Source organism: Promineifilum sp. (SeqCode) (assembly GCF_041918635.1).
Lineage (GTDB): Bacteria > Chloroflexota > Anaerolineae > Promineifilales > Promineifilaceae > Promineifilum.
On record NZ_JAYRVJ010000523.1, the window covers coordinates 1 to 3,340 of the forward strand.

A 3,340-nucleotide genomic window follows, 5' to 3' on the forward strand; every position below is an offset into this window, starting at 1 on the left:
CGCGCTCCAGCGTGAGGGCCACCCGCCCGTGATCCAGGAAGGCCGCCAGCGTTTGCGGCGGCACGGTGTTGACTGTGTCCGGGCCGATCAGTTCCTCGACGTAGAGCACGTCGCTATAGGCCGGGTTCTTCGTGCCGGTGGAGGCCCATAGGGGACGCTGGAGGCGCGCCCCGGCCGCCTGGAGCTTCTCCCAGCGCGGGCCGGCGAACGTTCGTCTGAAGTCGGCGTAGGCCAGCCGGGCGTTGGCGATGGCCGCCTGGCCCAGCAGGGCGGCGGCCTCGGCGGCCTGCGCCCCGCCGCCGTCTACGATCGCTTGTAGGCGCGGATCGACGTTGCTATCGACCCGCGAGACGAAGAAGGAGGCGACCGAGGCAATGCCGTCTACCGGCTGCCCCGCAGCCGCGCGCTGCTCCAGACCGCTCAGGTAGGCGTCCATCACCTCAGCGTAGCGCGCGCGGGAGAAGATGAGGGTCACGTTGACGTTGATCCCCGCGGCGATGGCGGCGCGAATGGCCGGGATGCCCGCCCGGGTGGCCGGAATCTTGACCATCAAGTTGGGGCGATCCACCCGCCGCCAGAGCGATTGGACTTCGGCCAGGGTGGCTTCGGTGTCGCCGGCCAGGTTGGGGTTGACTTCGATGCTGACGTAGCCGTCGCCGCCGTTGGTTTCGTGGTAGAGCGGCCGGAAGAGGTCGGCCGCGGCCTGGATGTCCTCAATCGCCAGTTGCCAGAAGATCGCCTCCGCGCTCCAGCCGGCCGCGGCCAGCGGGAGCAGCCCGGCGGCGTAGTCGTTCGACTTGGTGATGGCGTTCATGAAGATCGTCGGGTTCGACGTGACGCCGCGAATCTCGCCGCGGGCGACCATACCAGCCATCTCGCCGTTGTCCAGCAGACCGCGCTGGATGTTGTCGTACCAGAGCGATTGCCTTACTTGCGCCAGTTGTTGTGCAGTATTCATGTCAACCCCCTGTTGAGTAGTTCGGTCGCCAGTTCGACGACGTGGGCGGCGGTCAGGCCCAGGTTGGTGAAGACATCCTTGGCCGGGGCGGATGCGCCGAAGCGGTCAATGCCCAGCACCTGTCCCTTCGAGCCGACCCAGCGGTGCCAGCCCTGCGAGATGCCCGCCTCCACAGCCAGCCGCGCTTCGATTTCGGGCGGCAGGACTGAGTCGCGGTAGGCCGCGTCCTGTTCGGCGAACAACTCCCAGCTGGGGAACGACACCAGGCGGACGCCGACGCCGCGCTCGGCCAATTGCTGGCCGGCGTCGGTGATGAGCGCCACCTCGGAGCCGGAGGCCATCAGGATGAGTTGCGGTTGGCGCGGCCCCAGGTCGGCTAGCACGTAGGCCCCCCGATGCACCCCCTCGGCCGAGGCATAGGTAGCGCGGTCGAGGGTGGGCACGGTCTGGCGCGTCAGGGCCAGGGCGGTGGGGCGGCGGCGGTTGGCGACGGCGATCTTCCACGCCTCGCGCACCTCGTTGGCGTCGCCCGGCCGCAGGGTGAGCAAGTTGGGGATGGCCCGCAGGGCGGCGACGTGTTCCACCGGCTGGTGAGTGGGGCCGTCCTCGCCGACGCCGACGCTGTCGTGGGTGAAGACCCAGATGGGGCCGATGTGGGACAGTGCGGCCAGCCGGATGGGCGGGCGCATGTAGTCGGAGAAGACGAGGAACGTCGCCCCATAGGGGATGATGCCGCCGTGGTAGGCCATGCCGTTGACGATGGAGCCCATGCCGTGTTCGCGCACGCCGAAGTGGATGTTGCGCCCGGCGGGATCGTCGCTGAAAGCGGGGATGCCCGTCAGCCAGGTGTTGGTGGAGGGGGCCAGGTCGGCCGAGCCGCCCATCAACTCGGGCACTTTGGCGGCCAGCGCGTTGAGCACCTTGCCGGACGAAGAGCGCGTCGCCAGCCCCTTGGCGTCGGCCGGGAATTCGGGCAGCCCCTCGTCCCAGCCGTCGGGCAAGCGGCCAGCCAGACGCCGCTCCAGTTCGGTGGCCAACTCCGGGTAGGCCGCGCGGTACGCCTCGAACTGTTGACACCACTGCGCTTCCAGTTGCGCGCCGTGGCCCACGACTTGCCGGAAGAACTCCAGCGCCTCGCCTGGAATAAGGAAACGCGGCTCCAGCGGCCAGCCCATCTTCTCCTTGGCCCCGTTCAGTTCGGCGTCGCCCGGCGCTTCGCCGTGGGCCTTGGCCGTGCCCGCCCGCGTAGGCAGGCCGTAGCCGATGGTGGTGCGGACGCTGATCAGAGAGGGGCGGGGGTCTTGCTTCGCCGCCGTGATGGCCCGGTCGATGGCTTCCACGTTGAGACCGTCGTCGATGCGCTGCACGTGCCAGCCATACGCCTCGAACCGCGCGACGCGATCTTCGGTGAAGGCCAGCTCGGTGGAACCCTCGATGGATATCTCGTTGTCGTCGTACAGGTAAATGACCTTGCCCAGCCGCAGATGGCCGGCCAGCGACGCCGCCTCCGAGGCCACACCCTCCATCAGGTCGCCGTCGGTGACGATGGCGTAGGTATAGTGGTCAATGAGCGGGAAGTCGGGCCGGTTGAACGTGGCGGCGAGGTGCGCCTCGGCCATGGCCATGCCGATGCCGTTGGCGAACCCCTGGCCCAGCGGGCCGGTGGTGGTCTCGACGCCCGGCGTCAGGCCGTATTCGGGATGGCCCGGCGTCAGGCTGTCCCACTGGCGGAAGCGCTGCAACTCTTCCAGCGGCAGGTCGTAGCCGGTAAGGTGGAGCAGACTGTAGAGCAGCATCGAGCCGTGGCCGCCCGATAGTACGAAACGATCCCGGTTGGCCCAGGTGGGATCGGCCGGGTTGTGGCGGAGGTGGCGCGTCCAGAGCGCGTAGGCCATCGGCGCCGCGCCCATGGGCAGGCCGGGATGGCCGGAATTGGCTTGCTGCACGCTGTCGGCGGACAGAAAGCGAATGGTGTTGATGGCTAAGTCTTGAAGTTGTTGGGTCTCTTGCATGGCGAGCCTCGCGATGACGAAATGGCCTGAACGGCTGAAGCCGCAAGTTCGGATTGCGGCCTCAGGGTCAGGGGGTACGTGAATCTCAGGCGGTGACAACCGCGGGCCTATTCCGATCACCCCTGCGCAAGTAGGCTTTGGTGATCTCCTCGGCGGTAGCGGGGATGAGCGCCAGGCCGAGCACGATTAACCACTCATTCAGCGACAGGAAATGGGTGTTGAAGATGGGCTGCAAGAAGGGCACGTTGACCACCAGCAGTAGCAGAGTAATGGAGAGGGCCACGGCATACTGCATGTACTTGTTGGAGAACACGCCCAGACGGAAGACCGAAACCCGCTCCGAGCGGACGGTGTAGGCGCGGAAGAGTTC

3 protein-coding genes are annotated in these 3,340 nt (G+C 67.5%); all 3 read right to left on the reverse strand.

Features of this window, described 5'->3' with window-relative positions:
* Positions 1–958 (reverse strand): transaldolase (gene tal / locus ACE3UY_RS15670; RefSeq protein WP_374688436.1); only part of this gene is annotated, 958 nt, incomplete at its 3' end.
* Positions 955–2,970: a transketolase gene (tkt, locus tag ACE3UY_RS15675; RefSeq protein ID WP_374688437.1), complete on the reverse strand. Its 2,016-nt coding sequence runs from the start codon at positions 2,968–2,970 to the stop codon at positions 955–957. The genes tkt and tal, both read right to left, overlap by 4 nt.
* 85 nt (positions 2,971–3,055) lie before the next feature.
* Positions 3,056–3,340 (reverse strand): cation transporting ATPase C-terminal domain-containing protein (locus tag ACE3UY_RS15680; protein ID WP_374688439.1); only part of this gene is annotated, 285 nt, incomplete at its 5' end.

What these genes read in the sequence shown, in the direction of transcription:
- tkt (WP_374688437.1), bottom strand. Translation starts at nt 2,970, where the DNA reads ATGCAAGAGACCCAACAACTTCAAGACTTAGCCATCAACACCATTCGC.